Below are 19,690 nucleotides of genomic sequence, written 5' to 3' on the forward strand. Positions count from 1 at the left end.
GAAGTAGTCGGCAGAACGCGAGACCGGATGCGCTAGGTTCTCTCTCAAATCGGAGACGAGTAGATGTCCCTCCTTCGGCCTGCCAGCCATCGATCTCCCACGTGATGGCCAATAAAACTCTGTGATGTCGCGCTCCACCATGTCATGCGCGACCGCGAATCAGGAAATCTGGCTTCGGAGATCCGACGAAAGTATCGACATTTGTGCGCGCTTCCATGCGACGCCGTGAGCTTTTTGCAGACAACAAAAAACCCGCTCTCCTATGAAGGAGAGCGGGTTTTGATACCACCTGATACTGCTTGCTACTACGTCATGGTGCCGCTGACCGGAATCGAACTGGTGACCTTCGCATTACGAATGCGCTGCTCTACCGACTGAGCTACAGCGGCTAAACCTGTACAAACTGTTTAACCTGTTCTTCGCATCACATGTAGCGCTGCGAAAGAGGCCACATTATAGCAACCGATTTTACGGTTGACTAGGGCCAGCCACAGAAATTTAAGCGGCGCCTTCGTGGTGGTAGCCCGTGACGGTCGCCACCTCGTCGCGCGAGCCCAGGAACACGGGCACGCGCTGGTGCAGCGAGGTCGGCACGATGTCCAGGATGCGGTGCTTGCCGTCCGTGGCCATGCCGCCGGCTTGCTCGACGATGAAGGCCATCGGGTTCGCTTCGTACATCAGGCGCAGCTTGCCCGGCTTGCTCGGGTCGCGCACGTCCGCCGGGTACATGAAGATGCCGCCGCGGTTCAGGATGCGGTGCACGTCCGCCACCATCGAGGCGATCCAGCGCATGTTGAAGTCCGTGCCGCGCGCGCCGGTGGAACCGGCCAGCAGTTCGCTGATGTAGCGCTGCACCGGCGGATGCCAGTGGCGCTGGTTCGACATGTTGATGGCGAACTCCTTGGTTTTCGCCGGGATCTGCATATTGCGCTGCGTGAGCACCCAAGAACCCATCTCGCGGTCCAGCGTGAAGCAGTTCACGCCGTGGCCGGTCGTCAGCACCAGCATCGTCTGCGGGCCGTACACGGCGTAGCCGGCGGCGACCTGCTTCGTGCCCGGCTGCAGGAAGTCCTGCTCGGTCGGTTCGAACATGCCTTCCGGCGCCTTCAGCACCGAGAAGATCGTGCCGATCGACACGTTGACGTCGATGTTCGAAGAGCCGTCCAGCGGGTCGAACACCAGCATGTATTCGCCCTTCGGATAACGGTTCGGGATCGGGTGGATCGACTCCATCTCCTCGGACGCCATCGCGGCCAGGTGGCCGCCCCACTCGTTCGCTTCCAGCAGGATTTCGTTGGAGATCACGTCGAGCTTCTTCTGCACTTCGCCCTGCACGTTCTCGCTCTCGAGCGCGCCCAGCACGTCGCCAAGGGCGCCCTTGCCCACCGAGTGGGCGATCGTCTTGCAGGCGCGCGAGACCACCTCGATCAGGAGGCGCAGCTCGGCCGGGATGGTGTTGTGCTCGCGCTGTTCCTCGACGAGGTATTGGGTGAGGCTGATACGTTTCATGGATTCCCTTGGTTGATAATGAATTCTGTCAGTTCGCGAGTGCCTTCGACACCACTTCCATGACGTCGTTGGACAGTTTCGGCGCGCCGGCCACGCGCTCCAGCGCGCGGCGCATGTGCGCCTGCAGCTCCGGCGCATAGCGGCGCCAGCGGTCCATGCTGCGCGCGAAGCGGCTTGCTACTTGCGGGTTCAGCGCATCGAGCTTGATCACATGCTCGGCCCAGAACTCGTAGCCGCTGCCATCCTTCGCATGGAATTGCGAGGGGTTGTTGTTGGCGAAGGCGAACAGCAGGCTGCGCGCGCGGTTCGGCGTGCGCAGCGTGAAGGCGGGGTGGCCCATCAGTTCGCGCACGCGCGCCACGTTCGCGGTCGGTGCGCTGGCCTGCATGGCGAACCACTTGTCGACCACCAGCGCCTCGCCCTTGAACTGGTCGTAGAAGGCCTGCAGCTGCTCTTCGACGTCGGCACCGCTGTGGATCAGCGCCGTCAGGGCCGCGGCGCGGTCGGTCATGTTCGTCGCCTCGGCGAACTGGCGGCGCGCCAGGTCGAGGGAGTGCGCATCGGGCGCGGCCAGCAGGTAGGCCAGCGCCACGTTCTTCAGGCCGCGCTTGCCGGCCGAGACGGCGTCCGGGCTGTACGGTCCCGGCGTCTGGTTGGCGGCGATCGCGTTGAGCAATTCGCTGCGCATCACCTCGGCGATGGTGCGGCGCATGAACTGGCGCGCATGGTGGATGGCCTGCGGGTGCACCACTTCCATCTGGTCGGCAATCACCGATTCGGATGGCAGGATCAGCGCCTGTTCGCGGAACGCCGCTTCCAGCGAGTCGTCCAGCAGCAGCGTGCGCTGGGCGGACACGAAGGTATAGTCGAGTTCGAGCTTCTCGCCGGCCTGCACGGCCGCCGTCAGCTTCAACAGGCGCTCCATCGCCAGGCGCTGGCCCGCCTCCCAGCGGTTCACAGGGTCGCTGTCGAAGCGGAACAGGTGCAGCAGTTCTTCGTCCGTGTACGGATATTCGAGAACGACCGGCGCCGAGAAATCGCGCAGCAGCGACGGGGTCGGTGCTTCGGGAATGCCGTCGAACGTGAAAGCCTGCTCCGCTTCGGTCAGTTCCAGCACCACCGTGGTGTCGCCGTTCGGGTTGAGCGGCAGGTCGGCGCCGCTGGCGGCCAAGAGGCCGACGGCGACCGGGATATGGAACGGCAGCTTTTCCGGCTGGCCGGGCGTGGGGGGACAGTGCTGCGACAAGGTCAGCACATAGCGCTGCGCGCCGGCATCGTATTCGCCGCGCGCCGTCACAACCGGCGTGCCGGCCTGGCTGTACCAGCGCTCGAACTGCGCCAGGTCGCGATCGTTGGCCGAGGCCATCGCGGCGCGGAAATCGTCGCACGTGACGGCCTGGCCATCGTGGCGCTGGAAGTACAGGTCCATGCCCTTGCGGAAGCCCTCGCGGCCCAGCAGGGTCTGGTACATGCGCACGACCTCGGCACCCTTCTCGTAGACGGTCACCGTATAAAAATTGTTGATCTCCACGAAAGAGTCCGGGCGCACCGGATGGGCCATCGGGCCGGCATCTTCCGGATACTGGGCCTGGCGCAGCGTGCGCACCTGCTCGATGCGCGTCACGGCGCGGCCGCTGGCAGTGCCGATCATGTCGGCCGAGAATTCCTGGTCGCGGAACACGGTCAAGCCTTCCTTCAGCGACAGCTGGAACCAGTCGCGGCACGTGACCCGGTTGCCGGTCCAGTTGTGGAAGTATTCGTGGCCGACGACCGCCTCGATGCCGGCGTAGTCGACATCCGTGGCGGTGGCCGGGTTGGCCAGCACGAACTTGGTGTTGAAGATGTTCAGGCCCTTGTTTTCCATGGCGCCCATGTTGAAGTCGCCCACGGCGACGATCATGAAGCGGTCCAGGTCCAGCTCCAGGCCCCAGCGCTCCTCGTCCCAGCGGATCGAGTTCTTCAGCGACTGCATCGCATAGTCTGTCTTGTCGAGGTTGCCCTCTTCCACCCACACCTGCAGCAATGCGTCGCGGCCGTCCGCCAGCCTGAACGTTTCCTCCTGGCAGACCAGCCTGGCGGCCACCAGCGCGAACAGGTAGGAAGGCTTCTTGAACGGATCTTCCCATTTAGCGTAATGCCGGCCGTCATCCAGGTCGCCCTGCTCGACCAGGTTGCCGTTCGACAGCAGCACCGGATATTTTTCCTTGTCGGCGCGCAGCATCACGGTGAAGACGGCCATCACGTCCGGCCGGTCCGGGAAGTAAGTGATGCGGCGGAAACCCTCGGCCTCGCACTGCGTGTAGAAACTGCCGTTGGAGACGTACAGGCCCGACAATGTGGTGTTCTGTTCCGGCACGCACGTCGTCTCGATCTCGAGAACCGCGTTCAGCGGCGCCTTCTTGATAGTGAGCGTGTTCGTCCCCAGTATGTACTGGCCCGGGTTCAGTTCGGTACCGTTCAGCCGCAGCGCCACCAGCTCGATTTCTTCGCCGTGCAAGACGATGTCGCGGCTCTTGCTGTCGGGATTGTGGCGGAGCGTGATCCGGTTGGCGACGATCGTGCGGGCGGGGTCGAGATCGAAACCCAGTTCCACCGTTTCGACAAGGTAGCTGGGCGGGGTGTAATCCTTGCGGTAAATCGTCTGCGGGCTGTCGGTTCTCATGGGGCCTTCACCTTCGTTGCGGACAAAAGGTTATTTTACCAACACCAAGCCTCACCGATGCCCGATAGCGCGCTGAAAGTTTCCGCTTTCCGAACGCCCGTAACAATCTGTAATAATTGAGTGACGCAAGCGGAGCAGTCATACACTGAACGTGGGGAAATACCTTTTTCTGGGAGTAGATCATGAAATCCTTAGGCCTCCTTGTCCTTGCAGGCAGCCTGCTGCTCGGCGGGTGCGCAACCACCATCCGCAGCGACGTCACGGTATTCCACCAGTGGCCGGCGGAACTGCAGGAAAAGACTTATGTGTTCGACACGCCGGCGCCGAGCGAGGACACGCTGGAATACCGCAGCTACCAGGGCCTGGTGGCCAATGAATTGTCCAAGCTGGGCTTTGCGCAGGCGGGCGCTGCCGAGCAGGCGAAGCTGCGCGTCGACATGGCGTTCTCGACGATCGACCGGCCCACGCGGGTGCTGCAAGCCTACGACCCGTTCTGGGCCAGCGGCCCGTACTGGGGGCCCTACGGCGGTTGGCCCTACCGCGGCTTCTACCCGCACCGCTACCGCTACCGCTACTGGGCATTCCGCCCGTACTACGATCCGTGGATGTACGGTCCCGTGGAATACCGCGAAGTGATCCGGCACAACTACGAGCGCAAGCTGAACGTGACCATCGCCGACACGGCGGGCAAGAAGCTCTATGACGTGACGGTGCAGAACACCAGCAGCCGGCAGTCGACGCCTTCCGTGATGCCGCTGCTCGTGCAGAGCGCGTTTACCGGGTTCCCAGGGGAGAATGGCAAGCAGAAACGGGTGGAGCTGGAGCTGCAGTAAGGCCGGGTTGCATTACCGGCAGAGATCGAGCGATATCTCGCGCAAATGTTGCCTCAAAAATGGGGACAGACCCCATTTTCGAGGAAATATTGCCGGGAAAATGGGGTCTGTCCCCATTTTGCCGGCAATTTTTTATCTGGCTAAGTCGCGCTCGACGACGGAGAGGAACTCGGCCGTCGTCCACTGCAAGGCTGTCACGGCGATATCGGCCTCGTAGAACTGGCCATTGCCGCGCGGCCGGTTCACGTACAGCTTGACCGGCACGATCACGCGGGCCAAGCCGCCCGGCAAGTCGTGCGAGCGCACTTCCATATATGTCGAATCGGCCGAGCTGGGGGCGCCGATCAGCTTCGTGTTCGGGAACAGCTTGAACACATCCACCGCATCGAGGCAGGCGCTGGCGCAATTGCCGGGCACGATCACGTACACGGGCCGGGTGAAGGCCGGCGGGTCGCCCGGCCGGTCCGCTGCCGGGTCAGGCACCGGCGGCGGCGCATCCTCGTTGTCGATGTAGTACGGCTTGCCCGCTGCCAGCGCCGCGCGCATGCCCTCCTCACGCTGCGCCGCCCACCCGGCGATCGCCGTTTCCTTCTTGGCCGCGAAGGTATCGGCGATCATCCTGAAGTGGGCGATATTGTCCGGCGTGGCGCGGTACCACACGCGCTCGTTCGCGCTGCGCGCCTGGGCGCGGCGCATCACCCGGTCGCCACCCCACAGCGCCGCCGCGAAATTGCCGCTCCAGACCGAATTGCCGCCGCCGTTGTTGCGCAGGTCGATCACGACCGCGTCCGCGGCCAGGAAGCGCGCGCGCTCCGTTTCCACCTGCTTGTACACGGCGTGGTAGGTGGCCCGTTCCGCGTCCGAGGGATGGAACGTGGGCATCGCCATCCAGAACAGCCTGGGGCGCGGTTCAGTCAGGCCCACCGGCAGCGTATCCGGTGCCAGGTTGTTCTCCTGCCAGGCGCGCGCCTGCGCCGTCATCGGCCGCCAGTCCAGCTTGCGTTCGATGCGCTGCCCGGCCAGCTCGAACACGCAGCTGGCCGGACGTGCCACGAACGGGTTATGCGCGTCCAGGAACAGCCAAGGCGCCAGGCTCCACCACTGCCCCGCTTCGGCCGGCCGGCCCTGGAACGCGAACACGTTCTCCAGCATCAGCTGCCGGGCGCTCTTGCCGTCGCAGGAGACGATCCGTTCGCCCTGCCGCGCGGCGCCCTCCTCGGCGGAATGGACATACAGGTCGCCGCGCCACGCGGCCACGAAGCCGGGCCACCGATGCGGCGCCAGGGCGCTGCCGTCCATCTTGAAGCGCATGCCCGCATGGCCGTCCTGGATGCGCGCGGTGAAGCCCTGCACCGCGGCCACGTAGCCGTGCGCATCGGTCACCCTGGCAGCCAGCGCCAGGCCATGGTCGCGCGCCGCCTTCAGGCTGGCGCTGAAGCCCGGATTGTGCGGATCGAGCACTCCCGCATGGTTGGCCAGCGTGATGTCGTAGGCGGCCACGATGTCGCGGGTTGCGGCGGCTTGCCAGCCGGCGGGGGTGGCGGGCGGAACCTGCGCCGTGGCCGCGGCGCAGGTGGCGGCCAGCGCCGTGGCGGCAATCAGGCGCCTCATGTGAACAGGGCTTCGCTGGCGAAGGTGATCAACACCACCAGCACCAGCGCCAGCAGCAGCGCGATGAGCAGCCAGCCGAATTTCGGATTGCCGTCGTTGTCGTCGGGTGGATTGCTCATCTCAGCGCGGGATCAGGATCGAGGAACCGGTGGTCTTGCGCGACTCCAGGTCGGCGTGGGCCTGGGCCACGTCCGGCAGGTGGTAGCGCTGGTTGATGGCGATTTTCACTTCGCCGCTGGCGACCACGCCGAACAGCGAGCGGGCCGTCGCTTCCAGGTCTTCGCGCTTGGCCGTGTAGTGCATCATCGTGGGGCGCGTGAGGAACAGCGAGCCGCGCGATTGCAGTTCGGACGGCGCGAACGCCGGCACGGGGCCGGAGGCGTTGCCGAAGCTGACCATCAGGCCCAGCGGGGCCAGGCAATCGAGCGAGCCGAAGAACGTGTCCTGCCCGATCGAATCGTAGACGACGGACACGCCCTCGCCGTTCGTGAGCTCGCGCACCTTGTCCACGAAATTGTCGCGCTTGTAGTTGATCACGTGCGCGGCGCCGTGCTCGATCGCCAGCGCCGCCTTTTCTTCCGAGCCCACGGTGCCGATCAGGTTCACGCCCAGCACCTTCGCCCACTGGCAGGCGATCAGCCCCACGCCGCCCGCCGCCGCATGCCACAGGATCGTGTCGCCCGGCTTCAGGTGCGCGGTACGGTGCAGCAGGTATTGCACCGTCATCCCTTGCAGCATCATGGCTGCCGCCGTGTCGAAGGCGATATGGTCGGGCAGCGCCACCAGCAGGCTGGCCGGCATGTTGCGCACCTGCGCGTAGGCACCGTTCGGCCGGCCGGCATAGGCCACGCGGTCGCCCACCTTCACGTGCGTGACGCCCTCGCCCACCGCTTCCACGGTGCCCGCGCCTTCCATGCCCAGCCCGTTCGGCAACGGCTGCGGGTACAGGCCGGTGCGAAAGTACACGTCGATGAAGTTCACGCCGATCGCCCCGTGCTTCACGGTGGCTTCGCCCGGCCCCGGCGGCCCCACCTCGACGTCGACGTATTCCATCACTTCCGGCCCGCCGGTCCTGCTCATGCGGATCGCCTTGCCCGTCATTGGCTTGCTCATGCTCCCTCCCCGTCGGCGGCACCGGCCGCCTGCAATTGCGACAGCACCAGGTGCGCCGTCGCCACGTTGGTGGCACAGGCCACGTTGTGCACGTCGCAGGCGCGTACCAGCGCGTTGATGTCCGGCTCGTGCGGCTGTGGCGTCATCGGATCGCGCAGGAAGATCACCGCGTCGATGCCGTCCTCGACCAGCAGCGCGCCGATCTGCAGGTCGCCGCCCAGCGGGCCGGAATGCTTGCGGTCCACCGTCAGCCCCAATTCGTTGACGAGCCGCCCGCCTGTCGTGCCCGTGGCGGTGAGCGCGCAGCGGCGCAGGAAATCCACGTACTCGCCGGCCAGGGCGATCATGTCGTCTTTCTTCTTGTCGTGGGCGATCAGGGCGATGCGTGGAGCGGTCATGTCAATTTCCGTTCTTGGGTTTAGCGTGGGAAAGCAGGTAGATGCCGGCCAGTACCAGGGCGGTGCCCGCCAGCTGCCAGCTGGTGACGGGTTCGGCCAGGATCACGGCGCCGAGGAACAGCGTGGAAACGGGGCCGATCATGCCGGCCTGCGAGGCCGCGCCGGCGCCGATGCGCTGCACCGCGGTCATCGTCATGAATACCGGCGCCACCGTGCATAGCAGGCCGTTCATCAGCGACAGGCCATAGACCTCCAGCGGCTGGACCAGGCCGGCGGCCGGGCGCAGCAGGAAATACTGGCCGATGCACGCCGCGCTGGAAACGCACATCGCGTACGCCACCAGCCGCAGCGCGCCGAGGCGTTTCACCATTTCGCCCGACAGCAGCAGGTAGGCGGCATAGGCGGCCGCCGAGCCCAGCACCAGCGAGGAACCGAGCAGCACGTTCGAGCCGCCGCCCTGGAGGTCGTGCACGAACACGAGCACGATGCCGCCATACGACACGGCCAGCGCCAGCCACTGCATGCGGCCGATGTGCTGGCGCAGCCAGGTGGCCGAGATCAGCAGCACGAAGGTCGGTGTGAGGAACAGGATCAGCCGCTCCAGGCCCACGGTGATGTATTGCAGGCCGAGGAAATCGAGGAAGCTGGACAGGTAATAGCCAACCAGCCCCAGGCCGACGATGCGCCAGCGGTCGCCAAGCGACAGCGGCACGGCGCCACGCATCTTCCACAGCGCCACGGCGGCGAACACCGGCAGCGAGAACAGCATGCGGAAGGCGATCAGCGTGACGGCGTCGAGCTGGTAGCGGTACAGCAGCTTGGCGATGACGGCCTTGGCGGAAAACAGCACGGCACCGCCGACGGCCAGCGCCAGCCCGCCCAGGTAGGACGCGGATGGGGTCGTTATTGTTTTGTCCATCGGAACATTGTACGGGCAATCCGCCGCCGCTGTCCGCCATACTCCATCCATGCCGGCCGCGCAAGGGCCGCACGACAGCAACTTGCCATCGACAACTCTGCAATTTCATTGTAGTCTGGATAATGCAATTTTGTTATCCAACAAGGAAATTATCATGGCAGACTCATCATTCCTGGGCGGCACGCATATCAACGACAGGTTCGAAGGCGGCGCTGAAAACAACGTCTTCTACGGCTACGGCGGCAACGACACGCTGATCGGCGGCGCCGGCAACGACGCGCTGGACAGCAAGGAGTACCTGGACAGCAACTCCGTCACCGGTTTCCGGGAAGACTTCTTCGGCGACTGGCTCGACGGCGGAGACGGCAACGATTCGCTGCAAGGCGGCTCGGGCGCCGACTACCTGGTCGGCGGCAGCGGCACGAATCTCATCAACGGCGGCGGCGGCCTCGACACGGCAATCTACGCGGGCCAGCGCGCCAGCTACAGCGTGCAGGTCAGCAATAGCAAGCCCGTCGGTGTCACGTCGGTCGGGGTGACCGACACGGTCTCCATGGTCGAGCGCCTGCAATTCGCCGACAAGTCGGTCGCCTTCGACATCGCCAAGGGCGACAATGCCGGCGACATGTATCGCCTGTACGAGGCAGCGTTCGACCGCAATCCCGACGCGGGCGGGCTCGGCTTCTGGATCTCGGCATCCGACCGCGGCTACGACAACCTGTACATCGCCGGCCAGTTCATGGCGAGCCAGGAGTTCATCAACAAGTACGGGGCGAACACGTCGAACAACGACTTCCTCACGAGCCTGTACAACAACATCCTCGACCGTCCCTACGACCAGGGCGGGTTCGACTTCTGGATGAATGCGCTGAACAGCGGCGCGTCGCGCGCCGAGGTGCTGAACGAATTCGCCCAGAGCCCCGAAAACATCGCGGGCGTGATCGGCGAGATCCAGAACGGCATCGAGTACACGCTGTACCTCGGCTGACGAGCCTTTTCCGCGGCCCGGGCGGCGCAATCGGCAGGGGGGCGGTATGCTAGAATACCGCCCTCGATTGCATACCGTCTAAGGAAGACCGAACATGGCTGGACACAGCAAATGGGCCAATATCAAGCACAAAAAGGCTGCAACGGACGCGAAACGCGGTAAGATCTGGACGCGCCTGATCAAGGAAATCACGGTCGCCGCGCGCATGGGCGGCGGCGACGTCAATGCCAATCCGCGCCTGCGCCTGGCGATCGACAAGGCGGCGGACGCCAATATGCCGAAGGACAACGTGCAACGCGCGATCACGCGCGGCACCGGCGGCGACGAAGGCACCAATTACGAGGAAGTCCGTTACGAAGGCTACGGCATCGGCGGCGCGGCGGTCATCGTCGACTGCATGACCGACAACCGCGTGCGTACCGTGGCCGAAGTGCGCCACGCATTCAGCAAATTCGGCGGCAACATGGGCACGGAAAACTCCGTGTCCTTCCTGTTCAAGCATTGCGGCCAGTTCCTGTTCGCGCCCGGCACCGATGAAGCGACACTGATGGACGCCGCCCTCGAAGCGGGTGCCGAAGACGTGATCGCCGACGAAGAAGGCGGCTTCGAAGTGCTGTGCGCGCCGAACGATTTCGCCACCGTCAAGGATGCGCTGGAAAAGGCCGGCTTCAAGGCCGAAGTGGCCGAGATCGTGATGAAGCCATCGACCGAGACGGTATTCACCGGCGAAGATGCGGTGAAGATGCAGAAACTGCTCGATGCGCTGGAAAACCTGGACGATACCCAGGAGGTCTATACCAACGCCGTCATCGAAGAGTGACGGATGGCGCCGGCAACGGCCGGCGATGCAGTAAAACGATGCAGCAGCGGCCCGCGGGCCGCTGTTTCAGTCTGCGAGGTTCTTTCCGCATGCGTCCTCGCCCGTGCAGTGGCGCATGCGGAAACAGCTTCCCAAAAAACCAACCGAAGATCCCTATGAAAATTCTGGTAGTCGGCTCCGGCGGCCGCGAGCACGCGCTGGCTTGGAAATTGGCGCAATCGGAACGGGTGCAGATCGTCTACGTCGCGCCCGGCAACGGCGGCACGGCCCGCGACCCGCGCCTGCAGAACCTGCCGATCACGGACTTGAACACGCTGGCTGAATTCGTGACGAGGGAACACATCGCGCTGACCGTGGTGGGCCCGGAAACGCCGCTGGCCGGCGGCATCGTCAACCTGTTCCGCGCGCGCGGCCTGAAGGTCTTCGGCCCCACGAAGGAAGCGGCGCAGCTGGAATCGTCGAAGGACTTCGCCAAGGCGTTCATGAAGCGCCACGGCATTCCCACCGCCGAGTACGAAACGTTCAGCGACGCGGCCAAGGCGCACGCCTACATCGACGCCAAGGGCGCGCCGATCGTGATCAAGGCCGACGGCCTGGCCGCCGGCAAGGGCGTGGTAGTGGCGATGAGCCTGGAAGAAGCGCACCAGGCCGTCGAGCACATGCTGTCGGACAACCGCTTCGGCGACGCGGGCGCCCGCATCGTCATCGAGAAATTCCTGGCCGGCGAGGAAGCATCGTTCATCGTCATGTGCGACGGCAAGAACGTGCTGCCGCTAGCCACCAGCCAGGACCACAAGCGCCTGCTGGACAACGACCAGGGCCCGAACACGGGCGGCATGGGCGCCTATTCGCCCGCGCCGATCGTGACGCCGGCAATGCATGCGCGCGTGATGCGCGAAATCATCAACCCGACCATCGCGGGCATGTCGAAGGATGGCATCCCATTCTCCGGCTTCCTGTACGCGGGCCTGATGATCGACGCGGCCGGCAACCCGAAGACGCTGGAATTCAACTGCCGCATGGGCGACCCGGAAACCCAGCCGATCATGGCGCGCCTGAAGACCGACCTGGTCGGCGTGATGGAACACGCGGTGAACGGCACGCTGGACGCCGTGGGCCTGGAATGGGACCGCCGCACCGCCGTGGGCGTGGTGCTGGCCGCGGCCGGCTATCCGGACAACCCGGTGAAAGGCAACATCATCGAAGGCATTCCGGCCGAGACGCCGGAAGCGGTCACCTTCCATGCCGGCACGACCGAGGAAGACGGCCGGTTGGTCACCTCGGGCGGCCGCGTGCTGTGCGTGGTGGGGCTGGGCGACTCCGTGAAGCTGGCGCAGAAGCAGGCTTACGAAACGGTCGAGAAGATCCGGTTCGATGGCATGCAGTACCGGCGCGATATCGGCTGGCGCGGGTTGAAGCACTGACCCGATTGCTTGACTACAGATATCGACACCCTACAACGAAATCCATGACCACCCCCAACCCCGCCGCCGTCAAAGCCTACCTGATCGACCTGCAAGAACGCATCGTCGCCGCCCTCGAGGCGGCCGACGGCAAGCCGTTCCTGCGCGACGCCTGGGAGCGCCCGGAAGGCGGCGGCGGCATCTCGCGCCTCGTCGAGGAAGGCAATGTGCTGGAACGGGGCGGCTGCAACTTCTCGCATGTGACCGGCGCGAAGCTGCCGCCTTCGGCCGCGGCGCACCGCCCCGGCATCGGCGGGCGTGCGTGGGAAGCGATGGGCGTCTCGCTGGTGCTCCACCCGCGCAATCCGTATGCGCCGACGGTGCACATGAACGTGCGTTTCTTCTCGACGACGACCGGGGACGGCACGCCGGTGTGGTGGTTCGGCGGCGGAATGGACCTGACGCCCTACTACGCCAACGAGGCCGACGTGCGGCACTTCCACCGCAGCTGCCGCGACATGCTCGCGCCGTTCGGCGAAGACCTGCACCCGCGCTTCAAGAAGTGGTGCGACGAGTATTTCTACCTGAAGCACCGCCAGGAAGCGCGCGGCGTCGGCGGCATCTTCTTCGACGACTTCAACGAGCGCGATTTCGACACCAGCTTCGCGATGATGAAGAGCGTGGGCGACGGTTTCGTGAAAGCCTACCTGCCGATCCTGGAAAACCGCAAGGACACGCCCTATGGCGAACGGGAACGCGACTTCCAGGCTTACCGGCGCGGCCGGTATGTGGAATTCAACCTCGTGTTCGACCGCGGCACGCTGTTCGGCCTGCAGTCGGGCGGGCGCACCGAGGCGATCCTGATGTCGATGCCGCCGGTGGTGAAATGGCGCTACGACTGGCACCCGGCGGACGGCACGCCGGAGGCGGCGCTGTATACCGACTTCCTGCCGCACCGCGACTGGCTGGTGTGACCGGCTGCATCGTGACTCGCTGCGTCTTGCTGCTGGGCGGCAGCTTCGATCCCATCCACAACGGCCACGTGGCGCTCGGCGCCACCTTCGTGCGGCTGCTGGGCGCTGCCGAGCTGCGCGTGATTCCCACCGTGCCGTGGCAAAAGAGCACCCTGGTGGCCACGCCGCAGCAGCGCGCGGACATGGCCACGCTGGCATTCGCGGATGAACCCTGCCGGGTGGTGATCGACCGGCAGGAGATCGACCGGGGCCGGCCGACCTACACGGTCGAGACGCTGCGCGCGCTGCGCGGCGAACTCGGCCCCGAAACGGCCCTGTGCTTCCTGATGGGTGCCGACCAGCTGCAGCGGCTGCACACCTGGCATGCGTGGCGCGACCTGTTCGCGCTGGCCCACCTGTGCGTGGCAGCCCGCCCCGGCTTCCGGCTCGACGGGCCGGACATCCCGGTCGAGGTGGCGGCCGAGTTCGGCGCGCGCCTCGTGCCGGCGCAACGGCTGTGCAGCCGGCCAGCCGGGAACACTTGCATCGCGCCGGACCTGGCGGTGGACATCTCGTCCACGCAGATCCGGGAAGCACTGGCGGCTGGCAACTTCCAGCACGATAGCGGCTCGCCGATTCCCGCGCGGGTGCTAGACTATATTGAACAACATAATCTTTATAAGAAGTAAAACTGAATGGATATTAAAAAACTGCAAGCCCTCGTCGTCGACGCCCTGGAAGACGTGAAGGGCCAGGACATCGTCCTGTTCGACACCACGGGCCTCACGAGCCTGTTCGACCGTATCGCCATCGCGTCCGGCACGTCGAACCGCCAGACCCGTGCCCTGGCCGCCTCCGTGCGCGACAAGGTGAAGGAAGCCGGCGGCGACGTGGTCGGCATCGAAGGCGAAGACACCGGCGAATGGGTGCTTGTCGACCTGGGTGACATGATCGTGCACATCATGCAGCAGCCGATCCGCGCCTACTACCGCCTGGAAGAAATCTGGGGCGAGAAGCCCGTGAAGCTGGGCGCCGCAAAGCGCAAGTCGTCGGCCGAAGGCAAGGTAGCCGAAGCCGCCGAGGCAGCGCCGAAGAAGAAGGCCGGCCACCTGGCGGCCTCGAAGGCGGTCAAGGAAGCCGAACCGGTGATCGAGAAGAAGGCGCCGGCCCGCAAGCCCGGTACCGTGAAGGCGGCCGCCGCCGCGGGCGCCGTGGCGAAGAAGGCCGCGGCGAAGAAAGCGGCTCCGGCAGTCGAGGCGCCGGAAGGCAAGAAGGTGAAGGTCGCCGCCTCCAAGACGGCCGTGGCATCGGCCAAGGCAGCCAAGGAAGCCAAGGCGAAGGAACCGAAGGCGCCCGCCAAGACCGTGATCAAGCGCATCCGCAAGCCGGCCGCCGAAGAGTAAGCACGGGTACCGCATGCAGCTGATCATCGCTGCCGTCGGGCACAAGATGCCCGCCTGGATCGAAACCGGCTTCACCGAATACGTGAAGCGGATGCCGCCCGAGCTGCGCATCGTGCTCAAGGAAATCAAGCCCGTCGAGCGCTCCGGCAGCAAGACCGCGGCCACCGCGATGGCGCTCGAGCGCGAGCGCATCGAGGGAGCGCTGCCGAAGTCGGTGCGCATTATCGCGCTCGACGAACGCGGCAAGGATCTCACGAGCGTGGGCCTGTCGCAGCAGCTCGAGCTGTGGCAGCAGGATGGCCGCGACACGGCCTTCCTGATCGGCGGTGCCGACGGGCTCGATCCCGGCCTGAAGGCGAAGGCGGAGGGGCTGATCCGGATTTCCAGCATGACGCTGCCGCACGGGATCGTGCGCGTGATGCTGGCCGAGCAGCTCTACCGTGCGTGGACAATCACACAAAACCACCCTTATCATCGGGTGTAGTCCCGGCTTATTCCTGATTGGTGGCCGGGGCGCTTGAACAACACAACAACAAGATGAAACCGGTCGAACGAAAAATCTACCTGGCCTCGAAAAGCCCGCGGCGCCGCGAACTGCTGCGCCAGATCGGCGTCGATTTCGAACTGCTGCTGCTGCGCAGCGACGGACCGCGCGGCGCCGACGTAACGGAAGAAGTGCTGCCGGACGAACCGGCCGAGGTCTACGTGCGCCGCGTGGCGAACGAGAAGGCCGACTTCGCGTTCGACCTGTCGCGCCGCCGCCACCTGAGGCCGCGTCCGGTGCTGACGGCCGACACCACGGTGGCGATCGACGGCGCCATTCTCGGCAAGCCGGCCGGCAAGGCCGAGGCCGAAGCGATGCTGAACAAGCTTTCCGGCCGCACCCACCAGGTGCTGACCACGGTGGCGGTGCGAACTCACGAGTTCGCCGACAGCTTCACGCAAGTCTCGCAGGTGCGCTTCGCCCAGCTGCGGCCCGCCGACATCGCCGCCTACTGCGCCACCACGGAGCCCTATGACAAGGCCGGCGGCTACGGCATCCAGGGGCTGGCGGCCATGTTCATCGAGCATATCGAAGGCAGCCATTCGGGCATCATGGGCCTGCCGCTGTTCGAGACGGCTGACCTGCTGCGCCGCGCCGGCCTGAGGCTGCCATGAACGAGGACATCCTCATCAACATCACACCGCAGGAAACGCGCGTGGCCCTGGTGCTGCAGGGCGCCGTGCAGGAACTGCACATCGAGCGCACGCTCACGCGCGGCCTGGCCGGCAACGTCTATTCCGGCAAGGTGGTGCGTGTGCTGCCTGGCATGCAATCGGCCTTCATCGACATCGGCCTGGAGCGCGCCGCCTTCCTGCACGTGGCCGACATCTGGGAAGCGCGCCCGCACGACGGCAGCAATGCGGCGCCCACGCCGATCGAAAAGCTGCTGTTCGACGGCCAGGTGCTGACCGTGCAGGTGATCAAGGACCCGATCGGCACCAAGGGCGCCCGCCTGTCGACGCAGATCTCGATCGCCGGCCGCATGCTGGTCTACCTGCCGCAGGATTCCCACATCGGCATCTCGCAGAAGATCGAGAAGGAAAGCGAGCGGGAGGCGCTGCGCGCGCGCATGCAGAGCCTCTTGCCGAAGGAAGAGAAAGGCGGCTACATCGTGCGCACGCAGGCCGAGGATGCCAGCGACGCCGACCTGGCGGCCGACATCGACTACCTGCGCAAGACCTGGGGCGCGATCACGCACGGCGCGCGCACGCGGCCGCCCACCTCCCTGCTGCACCAGGACCTGTCGCTGGCGCAGCGCGTGCTGCGCGACTTCGTGCACGACGAAACGGCCACCATCCAGGTGGACTCGCGCGAGAACTTCCTGAACCTCACGGAATTCGGCAAGACCTACACGCCCAGCGTGCTGCCCCGGCTGCACCACTACACGGGCGAGCGGCCCCTGTTCGACCTGTATGGCGTGGAAGAGGAAATCCAGCGCGCGCTGGGCCGCCGCGTGGACCTGAAGTCGGGCGGCTACCTGATCGTCGACCAGACCGAGGCGATGACGACGATCGACGTCAACACGGGCGGCTTCGTGGGCGGGCGCAATTTCGCCGACACGATCTTCAAGACGAACCTGGAGGCGGCGCACGCGATCGCGCGCCAGCTGCGCCTGCGCAACCTGGGCGGCATCATCATCCTCGATTTCATCGACATGGAAAACGCCGAGCACCGCAACGCCGTGCTGGCCGAATTGAAAAAGGCACTGGCCAGGGACCGCACCAAGGTATCGGTCTCCGGCTTCTCGGCGCTGGGCCTGGTGGAGATGACGAGAAAGCGCACCCGCGAATCGCTGGCGCACATCCTGTGCGAGCCCTGCCCCGCCTGCGGCGGCAAAGGGCAAGTCAAAACTTCGCGCACGATCTGCTATGAAATCCTGCGCGAACTGCTGCGCGAAGCGAAGCAGTTCAACCCGCGCGAATTCCGCATCCTCGCCTCGCAGGAAGTGGTGGACCTGTTCCTCGAAGAAGAATCGCAGCACCTGGCAATGCTGGGCGACTTCATCGGCAAGAAGATCTCGCTGCAGGTCGAGAATTCGTATCACCAGGAACAGTACGACGTGATCCTGATGTAGCCCCGCGCGCCGCTCTCGGCGGCCAAGTGGGGGGAATGGCGCGCGGGCTGTCTCTTATTGCTGTCTCTTACTGCTGCCTGCTTATTTCTGCTGCGCGCGGCGGCGTGCCACCACGCCCACCAGCGCCATGCCGCCCAGCAGCATGCCGTAGGTGGCCGGTTCCGGTACCGGCGAAATCGCCAGGTCGCCCGAGTAGCTGCCGGCGGCGCGCGATACCACGCTGCCCGTCACGGCCACGTAGTAGCCGGTACCGCCCGCCACGTTGGACAGGTCCAGGCTCCACTGGTCGAACTTGCCGGTGGAAACTTGCGTGCCGGCGCTCACCAGCGTGCCGTCGCCCGAATACAGCGAGAACCCGGTGATGTCCAGGCCCACGTTGGCATTGCCAGCGTTCGAGTACAGGTTAGCCGTCAAGGAAGAAACACCGGTCACGTCGAACGCGTACGTGTCGGTGAAGGTATCGCCCGAATGGTTGCCGGTAATCAGGCGGCTGAACGCGCCTGCGCCATCGATGACATCGATGCTGCCGTCCGGCAGGCTGATGTCCGCGGCTTGCGCGGTCATTGCAGCGCATGCCAGGGCCAGAGAGGCCGCGATGTTCTTCATGTTCGTCATTCTTGCTCCTTGATTGAAATGGATGGGCTCGCCAAAAGCACGGACAAGTTAACAAAGGAGCACGCACCGGGAAAGTTTGCTGATGCGATTCTTGCATTCTTACGATACTTGCAATTAACACGGCGACAACGCCGCACCGCGGCGAAAAGACTTTAATAATCAAGCTCATGTGGAGCAAAACGGGGAGCCGTGTAAGCGCTCGTAGGAATACGCCTACAGCACGACGCGCAGTACGAGCAACGTCGCCGTTTGGCGACGGCCTACGCCGGCCGTACGCGCGCTGTGGCAGGCGCTTACAGCCCTGTTACCGCCTTATCCTGGTGGCAAGTCCACCGGGCGCATCACCCGGTCGCGTCCCGCCGCCTTGGCGCGATACAGGGCCCGGTCGGCCCGTTCGACAAGCGCGCCCGCTTCGTCGATACCGCGGCGCGGTACCTGCGCCGCCACGCCCGCGCTGATGGTGACGATGCCCAGCGCGCTGCCCGCATGGGGCAGGCGCAGGGCGGCCACCGCCGCACGCATCCGTTCAGCCACCGCCTCCGTGCCTGCCACGTCGGTATTCGGCAGCAGCACCGCCAGTTCCTCGCCGCCGTAACGGGCGGCCAGGTCGCCGGCCCGCTTCGGCGTGTGCTCGCGGATCGCGCGGGCCACCGCGCGCAGGCAATCGTCGCCGGCGCTGTGGCCGTAGTGGTCGTTGTAGGCCTTGAAGTGGTCGACGTCGATCATTGCCAGCCCCAGCGACGCGCCGTGCCGCGTTGCGCGGCTGAACTCGTTGCCGAGCGAGACGTCGAACTGGCGGCGGTTCGCCAGGCCCGTCAAGCCATCCTGCAGCGCCAGTTTTTCCAGCGTGGCGTTCAGGCTGGCCAGCGCGTCGCGCGCTTCGCGCAATTCCTGCTCCGCCTGCAGGCGCCGATGCATCTGCCGCACCAGCCGCCAGCCGAACAGGGCCAGCATGCCGGCCAGCATCAGCACGCCCGCGGTCCGCATCAGCGTGTCGCGCCACCAGTGCGCCAGTACCTCCTCGGTCGACAGCGCAGCCGTCACGAACAGCGGATAGGTGCGCAGCGGGCGGTAGCTGTTCAGGCGCAGCTCGCCATCCTGCGTGGAGCGGAACATTCCGGTGCCGGTCGTGGCCACGCGGCTATAGGCGCGGAACAGCGGCGTGTGGGCGATGCTGCTGCCGATCCTGTCTTGCCGGTAGGGCCGCCGCACCAGCATCGTGCCCTCGTTCGTCAGTAGCGCCACCGCACCCTTGCCGCCGATGTCGAAACCGGCATAGAACTGGCGAAAGTACTCGATGTCGACCGTGGCCAGTACCACGCCGGCGAAGCTGCCGTCGGGCTTGTCGACGCGGCGCGACAGTGGGATGACCCACTTGCCCGTGGTGCGGCTGGCGAAGGGCTTGCCGATGCGCGGGCCTGCTTGCCGGTGCTCGCGGTGCCAGATGAAGTATTCGCGGTCGGCGTTATTGGCGCCGGGCGGCGCCGCGCCGAAGGAGTTGACGATCCAGCGCCCTGCCGCGTCGTAGAAGAACAGGCCATTCAGCTGGGGCAGCGCGCGTACGTGGGTGGCCATTAACCCGTGCAGCCGCCGCAACTGGGGCGTGCCGGTGCCGTCGACCTCGATGCGCTCTTCCAGGTCGGCCAGGCTGGTGTCGGCGGCGCGCAGCGTATCGTCGGCATGGCCGGCCATGGCGCTGGCGAGGTTGGTGGCGTTGCGCGTGGTCTGGTCCAGCAGCGCCTTGCGCGCCAGCCAGCTGCGCTGGAAATCCAGCGCCACCAGCGCCACGCACACCAGCGTGACGAACAGCGTGGTCCAGAAGGTGATCGGCAGCCGCTTCATCGC

The 19,690-nt window shown here is 65.5% G+C and carries 19 protein-coding genes and 1 tRNA gene; 10 read left to right on the forward strand and 10 right to left on the reverse strand.

What is annotated here, in order from left to right; translation table 11 throughout:
* Positions 1-313: 313 nt before the first annotated feature.
* The 3 genes from V6Z91_RS02985 to pepN form a co-directional block, all read right to left on the reverse strand.
* A tRNA-Thr gene (locus V6Z91_RS02985) sits at positions 314-389 on the reverse strand.
* Between the two features lie 109 nt (positions 390-498).
* Complete coding sequence (locus V6Z91_RS02990; RefSeq protein WP_338766500.1) at positions 499-1,509, reverse strand: class 1 fructose-bisphosphatase; 1,011 nt, start codon at positions 1,507-1,509, stop codon at positions 499-501.
* Positions 1,510-1,537: 28 nt separating this feature from the next.
* Positions 1,538-4,171: an aminopeptidase N gene (gene pepN / locus V6Z91_RS02995; RefSeq protein WP_338766502.1), complete on the reverse strand. Its 2,634-nt coding sequence runs from the start codon at positions 4,169-4,171 to the stop codon at positions 1,538-1,540.
* 182 nt (positions 4,172-4,353) lie between these two features.
* On the opposite strand from pepN, the gene V6Z91_RS03000 reads away from it, so the two are divergent.
* Entirely contained in the window at positions 4,354-5,004 is a 651-nt protein-coding gene (locus tag V6Z91_RS03000; protein WP_338766504.1) for a DUF4136 domain-containing protein, read from the forward strand.
* Positions 5,005-5,136: 132 nt separating this feature from the next.
* On the opposite strand, the gene V6Z91_RS03005 is transcribed toward V6Z91_RS03000, so the two are convergent.
* The 5 genes from V6Z91_RS03005 to V6Z91_RS03025 are packed head-to-tail and all read right to left on the reverse strand — an operon-like array spanning position 5,137 to position 9,045.
* On the reverse strand, positions 5,137-6,615 hold the full coding sequence (locus V6Z91_RS03005; protein ID WP_338766505.1) for a S41 family peptidase: 1,479 nt from the start codon (positions 6,613-6,615) through the stop codon (positions 5,137-5,139).
* The gene (locus tag V6Z91_RS03010; protein ID WP_338766507.1) at positions 6,612-6,734 is read right to left on the reverse strand and encodes a hypothetical protein; all 123 of its coding nucleotides are present in this window, start codon (positions 6,732-6,734) and stop codon (positions 6,612-6,614) included. Before V6Z91_RS03010 ends, V6Z91_RS03005 begins: the two co-directional genes overlap by 4 nt.
* Position 6,735: 1 nt before the next feature.
* Positions 6,736-7,728 (reverse strand): quinone oxidoreductase, encoded by a 993-nt coding sequence (locus V6Z91_RS03015; RefSeq protein WP_338766509.1) that lies wholly within the window; start codon positions 7,726-7,728, stop codon positions 6,736-6,738.
* The gene (locus V6Z91_RS03020; protein WP_338766511.1) at positions 7,725-8,126 is read right to left on the reverse strand and encodes a methylglyoxal synthase; all 402 of its coding nucleotides are present in this window, start codon (positions 8,124-8,126) and stop codon (positions 7,725-7,727) included. The genes V6Z91_RS03015 and V6Z91_RS03020 overlap by 4 nt, the downstream gene beginning before the upstream one ends.
* 1 nt (position 8,127) lies before the next feature.
* Positions 8,128-9,045, reverse strand: a complete 918-nt coding sequence (locus V6Z91_RS03025; protein WP_338766513.1) for a DMT family transporter — start codon at positions 9,043-9,045, stop codon at positions 8,128-8,130.
* A 154-nt stretch (positions 9,046-9,199) separates the two neighbouring features.
* Between V6Z91_RS03025 and V6Z91_RS03030 the strand changes: the two genes are divergently transcribed.
* The 9 genes from V6Z91_RS03030 to rng all read left to right on the forward strand — a co-directional run bounded on the left by V6Z91_RS03030 (position 9,200) and on the right by rng (position 17,230).
* Entirely contained in the window at positions 9,200-10,033 is an 834-nt protein-coding gene (locus V6Z91_RS03030) for a DUF4214 domain-containing protein (protein WP_338766515.1), read from the forward strand.
* Between the two features lie 94 nt (positions 10,034-10,127).
* Positions 10,128-10,853, forward strand: a complete 726-nt coding sequence (locus V6Z91_RS03035; protein ID WP_338766517.1) for a YebC/PmpR family DNA-binding transcriptional regulator — start codon at positions 10,128-10,130, stop codon at positions 10,851-10,853.
* A gap of 155 nt (positions 10,854-11,008) precedes the next feature.
* Positions 11,009-12,277 carry a phosphoribosylamine--glycine ligase gene (gene purD / locus V6Z91_RS03040; RefSeq protein ID WP_338766519.1) on the forward strand — a complete coding sequence of 423 codons (1,269 nt, stop codon included), beginning with the start codon at positions 11,009-11,011 and terminating at the stop codon, positions 12,275-12,277.
* 44 nt (positions 12,278-12,321) lie between these two features.
* Complete coding sequence (gene hemF, locus V6Z91_RS03045; RefSeq protein WP_338766522.1) at positions 12,322-13,230, forward strand: oxygen-dependent coproporphyrinogen oxidase; 909 nt, start codon at positions 12,322-12,324, stop codon at positions 13,228-13,230.
* An 11-nt stretch (positions 13,231-13,241) separates the two neighbouring features.
* Complete coding sequence (nadD, locus tag V6Z91_RS03050; RefSeq protein WP_338766525.1) at positions 13,242-13,898, forward strand: nicotinate (nicotinamide) nucleotide adenylyltransferase; 657 nt, start codon at positions 13,242-13,244, stop codon at positions 13,896-13,898.
* Between the two features lie 6 nt (positions 13,899-13,904).
* Positions 13,905-14,612 (forward strand): ribosome silencing factor, encoded by a 708-nt coding sequence (gene rsfS / locus V6Z91_RS03055; RefSeq protein ID WP_338766527.1) that lies wholly within the window; start codon positions 13,905-13,907, stop codon positions 14,610-14,612.
* A 13-nt stretch (positions 14,613-14,625) separates the two neighbouring features.
* Positions 14,626-15,096: a 23S rRNA (pseudouridine(1915)-N(3))-methyltransferase RlmH gene (rlmH, locus tag V6Z91_RS03060; RefSeq protein ID WP_338766529.1), complete on the forward strand. Its 471-nt coding sequence runs from the start codon at positions 14,626-14,628 to the stop codon at positions 15,094-15,096.
* A 53-nt stretch (positions 15,097-15,149) separates the two neighbouring features.
* Complete coding sequence (locus V6Z91_RS03065) at positions 15,150-15,770, forward strand: Maf family protein (protein WP_338766531.1); 621 nt, start codon at positions 15,150-15,152, stop codon at positions 15,768-15,770.
* Positions 15,767-17,230 (forward strand): ribonuclease G, encoded by a 1,464-nt coding sequence (gene rng, locus V6Z91_RS03070; RefSeq protein WP_338766534.1) that lies wholly within the window; start codon positions 15,767-15,769, stop codon positions 17,228-17,230. The genes V6Z91_RS03065 and rng overlap by 4 nt, the downstream gene beginning before the upstream one ends.
* 81 nt (positions 17,231-17,311) lie before the next feature.
* Here rng and V6Z91_RS03075 read toward each other — a convergent pair whose 3' ends face one another.
* Both V6Z91_RS03075 and V6Z91_RS03080 read right to left on the reverse strand, forming a co-directional pair.
* Complete coding sequence (locus V6Z91_RS03075; RefSeq protein ID WP_338766537.1) at positions 17,312-17,845, reverse strand: FxDxF family PEP-CTERM protein; 534 nt, start codon at positions 17,843-17,845, stop codon at positions 17,312-17,314.
* 312 nt (positions 17,846-18,157) lie between these two features.
* Complete coding sequence (locus V6Z91_RS03080) at positions 18,158-19,687, reverse strand: sensor domain-containing diguanylate cyclase (protein WP_338766540.1); 1,530 nt, start codon at positions 19,685-19,687, stop codon at positions 18,158-18,160.
* Between the last annotated feature and the right edge of the window lie 3 nt (positions 19,688-19,690).

This window comes from Massilia sp. METH4, assembly GCF_037094685.1.
Classification (GTDB): domain Bacteria; phylum Pseudomonadota; class Gammaproteobacteria; order Burkholderiales; family Burkholderiaceae_D; genus Rugamonas.

Coding starts and splice junctions, on each gene's coding strand:
- V6Z91_RS02990 (WP_338766500.1), bottom strand. CDS start 1,509: ATGAAACGTATCAGCCTCACCCAATACCTCGTCGAGGAACAGCGCGAG.
- pepN (WP_338766502.1), bottom strand. CDS start 4,171: ATGAGAACCGACAGCCCGCAGACGATTTACCGCAAGGATTACACCCCG.
- V6Z91_RS03000 (WP_338766504.1), top strand. CDS start 4,354: ATGAAATCCTTAGGCCTCCTTGTCCTTGCAGGCAGCCTGCTGCTCGGC.
- V6Z91_RS03005 (WP_338766505.1), bottom strand. CDS start 6,615: ATGAGGCGCCTGATTGCCGCCACGGCGCTGGCCGCCACCTGCGCCGCG.
- V6Z91_RS03010 (WP_338766507.1), bottom strand. CDS start 6,734: ATGAGCAATCCACCCGACGACAACGACGGCAATCCGAAATTCGGCTGG.
- V6Z91_RS03015 (WP_338766509.1), bottom strand. CDS start 7,728: ATGAGCAAGCCAATGACGGGCAAGGCGATCCGCATGAGCAGGACCGGC.
- V6Z91_RS03020 (WP_338766511.1), bottom strand. CDS start 8,126: ATGACCGCTCCACGCATCGCCCTGATCGCCCACGACAAGAAGAAAGAC.
- V6Z91_RS03025 (WP_338766513.1), bottom strand. CDS start 9,045: ATGGACAAAACAATAACGACCCCATCCGCGTCCTACCTGGGCGGGCTG.
- V6Z91_RS03030 (WP_338766515.1), top strand. CDS start 9,200: ATGGCAGACTCATCATTCCTGGGCGGCACGCATATCAACGACAGGTTC.
- V6Z91_RS03035 (WP_338766517.1), top strand. CDS start 10,128: ATGGCTGGACACAGCAAATGGGCCAATATCAAGCACAAAAAGGCTGCA.
- purD (WP_338766519.1), top strand. CDS start 11,009: ATGAAAATTCTGGTAGTCGGCTCCGGCGGCCGCGAGCACGCGCTGGCT.
- hemF (WP_338766522.1), top strand. CDS start 12,322: ATGACCACCCCCAACCCCGCCGCCGTCAAAGCCTACCTGATCGACCTG.
- rsfS (WP_338766527.1), top strand. CDS start 13,905: ATGGATATTAAAAAACTGCAAGCCCTCGTCGTCGACGCCCTGGAAGAC.
- rlmH (WP_338766529.1), top strand. CDS start 14,626: ATGCAGCTGATCATCGCTGCCGTCGGGCACAAGATGCCCGCCTGGATC.
- V6Z91_RS03065 (WP_338766531.1), top strand. CDS start 15,150: ATGAAACCGGTCGAACGAAAAATCTACCTGGCCTCGAAAAGCCCGCGG.
- rng (WP_338766534.1), top strand. CDS start 15,767: ATGAACGAGGACATCCTCATCAACATCACACCGCAGGAAACGCGCGTG.
- V6Z91_RS03075 (WP_338766537.1), bottom strand. CDS start 17,845: ATGACGAACATGAAGAACATCGCGGCCTCTCTGGCCCTGGCATGCGCT.
- V6Z91_RS03080 (WP_338766540.1), bottom strand. CDS start 19,687: ATGAAGCGGCTGCCGATCACCTTCTGGACCACGCTGTTCGTCACGCTG.